Genomic DNA, 3,308 nt, shown 5'->3' with positions numbered 1-3,308 from the left:
TTTCTCAAAAAACGCCCGCAGTCCGGGATCGCTCATCTGAATGCTAGTCATCCGCAGATCCTTCTCAAGAGCGGTAAAAATTTCACCGAAAGTAATCTCGCTAGCATCTCTGGCTAGGTGATAGCCGCCGTTTTTACCTTTGATGCTACACACTAGCTTTTCGTTTCTAAGGGTATTTAGAATTTGCTCCAAATAATTCTTAGAAACTCCCGTACGCTCGGCGATCTCTTTTATACTTATCGGCGCTACTTCGCTAGCTTTGGCGATCTGCAAAATCGCAGCCAGCCCATAAACGCCCTTTGTGCTTAAAAGTGCCATTATTTAAGTGCCTCGCTAAGATCAGAAATCAAATCGTTCGCGTCCTCTATACCCACGCTTAGGCGGATTAAGCTCGCAGGCACGCCAGCGCGGTTTAGCTGCTCCTCATTTAGCTGCGAATGCGTCGTGCTCGCAGGATGAGTGATGATCGACTTCGTATCGCCGATATTTGCTACGACGGAGAAAATTTTAACCTTACTAACCGCCTTTAGCGCTGTTTCTTCGCTATCTACGATGAAGCTCATCAGACTGCTTGCATAGCCGTTTTTAAATTTCGCTTTAATCGCGGCATTAAATGGCGAGCTTGCAAGCCCCGGATAATTGACCTGCTTTACCTTCGGATGATTTTGCAAAAATTCTGCTATCTTTAGCGCGTTTTGCGAGTGTTTTTGCATCCGAAGCGGCAGTGTTTCAAGCCCCTGGATAAGCTGAAACGCGTTAAACGGCGATAGCGTCGCACCAATATCGCGAAGCAGGGACAAGCGAATCCTAAGCGTGTAAATATCAAAATTATCTACTAAATCCGCATAAACTAAGCCGTGGTAGCTTTCATCAGGTTCGTTGAAATGTGCGTAACGCGGATTGCCTTTGAGTTTGGAATTTAATCCTTTGCCCGAAACGATTGCACCAGCGATACTAAGCCCCTGTCCACTTATATATTTGCTAGCGCTGTGGATTACGACATCGGCGCCGTCATCAAGCGGATTGTAAAGCGCAGGGCTTGGGATCGTGTTATCCGCAATCGTTACTACGCCGTGCTTATTTGCGATTGTAGCGATTTTAGCGGTATTTGCAACTGAAATTTGAGGATTTGAAAGCGTCTCAAAAAAGATCGCTCTAGTCTTATCATCGATTAAACCTTCCAAATTATCTGCCGTTTCGGAGTCAAAAACCCTAGCTTCGATGCCGAAACGCTTGATCGTATGCGCCAAAAGCGTAGTTGCGCCACCGTAAATTTTCTCCGCGATGATGATATTTTCGCCCGCCGCGGCTAAATTTGCCACCGCAAAAAATATCGCCGCCTGCCCACTAGAGACCGCGATTGCGGCTTTGCCGTTTTCCAGCGCCGCAAGTCGCGCCTCAAAAACATCAGTAGTAGGATTTGTCAAACGCCCATAAATCGGTCCTAGATCGCGAAGTGCGAAGCGATCGGCGGCCTTTTTGCTAGAACCGAAGTTAAACGCGGTGCTTTGATAAATGGGAACTGCCATCGTGCCGTAGCCCGCGACGGAGTCGTAACCAAAATGAGTTGCGAGGGTTTCTTTTTGCATTTTTGTCCTTTGTAAAAAATTTGGCGAATAATAGCGAAATTTTAAAATAAAGTCAAGTATTTTTATATGGTTTTAAAATACCTATAATACAGGATTTATAGAAAAGATATTATTAAAATATAGTTTTACAATATGCGTAATTTTGCCAAAATTTCGAATTTTGCTATAATGCGCGCTTTAATTAAGGAAAGATCATGCAAATCAAAGAAAAAGATGAGCGCGTTAAATATATCCGCGCACTAGAACGCTTCGTAAAATCCGCCGTAGCACTGCTAAAGCGCGAGGATTTCGACGCAGAGCTTTTTGCGAAGCGAATAGCTAAAAACTACGAAATTTTATCTAAAGCGGCCGCTACAAATCTCGATAGCCCCTACACCAAGGCGCTTGAAAGCTTTGCCAAAAACGTCCTTGATGCTAGCGAGGCAGGACAGACCAGTGATGCTGCGTTTAGATCGGCACTACAGCATGAAGCAAACGCTTTGCAAAAGCTCAAAAACAATAAGAGTTACAAAAAAGACAAACACAAAATCGATTTTTTAAAGGATTACTAGATGAAAACTGTGATTTTTGATATGGATGGCACGCTGCTTGACTCTTCTCGCGCGATCGAAATCAGCGTCAATAACACTCGCCGCGAGCTCTACGGCCTAGCGCCACTGCAAAAGAATTTCATCGTCCACACCATCAACGATCCGAGCAAAAACGCCTTTTTGGAATTTTACGGCAAAACCGAAGCGAGCGCCGAAGAGCTTGCTTTTTTCGAGAAAGAATTTGTAAGCAATTACCGCGATTTTGCCGTGCTTTACGAGGGTATCGAGGATCTTTTGCACTCGTGCAAAAAAGCAGGATTTTTTCTCGCAGTCGCCTCCAATGCGCCTTCCTACACCCTAAGCGCGATCTTAGAAAAAACAGGGGTGCGCAGGCTATTTGATCTGGTCGTAGGCGCGGACGAGCAGATGCCCTCAAAGCCCAACCCTACGATGCTGCTACACGTAATCTCGCGCTCACCGCACAAAAACGCGATTTTTTTGGGTGACAGCAAAAAAGATGAACTAGCTGCACTCCGCGGCGCGGAATTTTTACAAAATTTAGAATTTCAAGACGGCAATGACGGCGAGAGCTTAAATGCTAGCCGCGACACGAGTAGAAAGAATTTCAGCGCTAGCAGCGGAAGCTTAAGCTCTTGCGACGAAAATCTTAACGCGGATGAAAAATTTCGCCCTAACGACACAGGTGCTGACGGAGCGGCAACGCTAAGCTTTAAAGGCGCTAAAATTGCCGTAAAAGCAGAAGCGACGGAAGACTCACAAGCTGCGGCAGCACGATGCTTTCAGGCAAACTTGGCAGATCTAAGAGGCGCAAAACTTGAGTATTTGCAGGTATGCTGGGGGTTTGGCGAATCTAGCGAACTAAGCCGCAATGCCCTAAGCATCGCACAAGCGCGCGAAATCATCGGTGGAATTTAAGCAGCCTGGCTTTTGAGGCATAGCTAAATTAAAAGCAGTATTGCAGCAGGGCAAAATCACACTTAGGCTCTTAAAACGGAGCAAATTCCATCCTCGCGCGCAACGTAAGCGAGGTTAAATTTAAAAATAATCCTTGCGCGAAAAGTTCCGCTAGCACGAGAAACTAGGATTTCATCTGCGCGAGTGAATTTAAAATTTTAAAAGTAGCTCTTGTGGTGCGCGATTTTATCTGCGTGAAAAATGAAATTCTATC

At 45.5% G+C, this 3,308-nt stretch carries 4 protein-coding genes; 2 read left to right on the top strand and 2 right to left on the bottom strand.

Going from position 1 to position 3,308, the window contains the following annotated elements; genetic code table 11:
* Both Q0620_RS06075 and Q0620_RS06070 read right to left on the bottom strand, forming a co-directional pair.
* A partial coding sequence (locus Q0620_RS06075; protein WP_298783767.1) for an Rrf2 family transcriptional regulator occupies positions 1-318 on the bottom strand: 318 nt, incomplete at its 3' end.
* Positions 318-1,589, bottom strand: a complete 1,272-nt coding sequence (locus Q0620_RS06070) for an aminotransferase class I/II-fold pyridoxal phosphate-dependent enzyme (protein ID WP_297881994.1) — start codon at positions 1,587-1,589, stop codon at positions 318-320. The genes Q0620_RS06075 and Q0620_RS06070, both read right to left, overlap by 1 nt.
* 191 nt (positions 1,590-1,780) lie before the next feature.
* On the opposite strand from Q0620_RS06070, the gene Q0620_RS06065 reads away from it, so the two are divergent.
* Entirely contained in the window at positions 1,781-2,140 is a 360-nt protein-coding gene (locus Q0620_RS06065) for a hypothetical protein (protein ID WP_298043104.1), read from the top strand.
* Positions 2,141-3,055, top strand: coding sequence for an HAD family hydrolase (locus tag Q0620_RS06060; RefSeq protein WP_298783765.1), 915 nt, complete (start codon positions 2,141-2,143; stop codon positions 3,053-3,055).
* Positions 3,056-3,308 lie beyond the last annotated feature (253 nt).

Source organism: uncultured Campylobacter sp. (genome assembly GCF_938017615.1).
Classification (GTDB): Bacteria; Campylobacterota; Campylobacteria; order Campylobacterales; family Campylobacteraceae; genus Campylobacter_B.
This window is presented reverse-complemented; position numbering and strand designations above follow the sequence as displayed.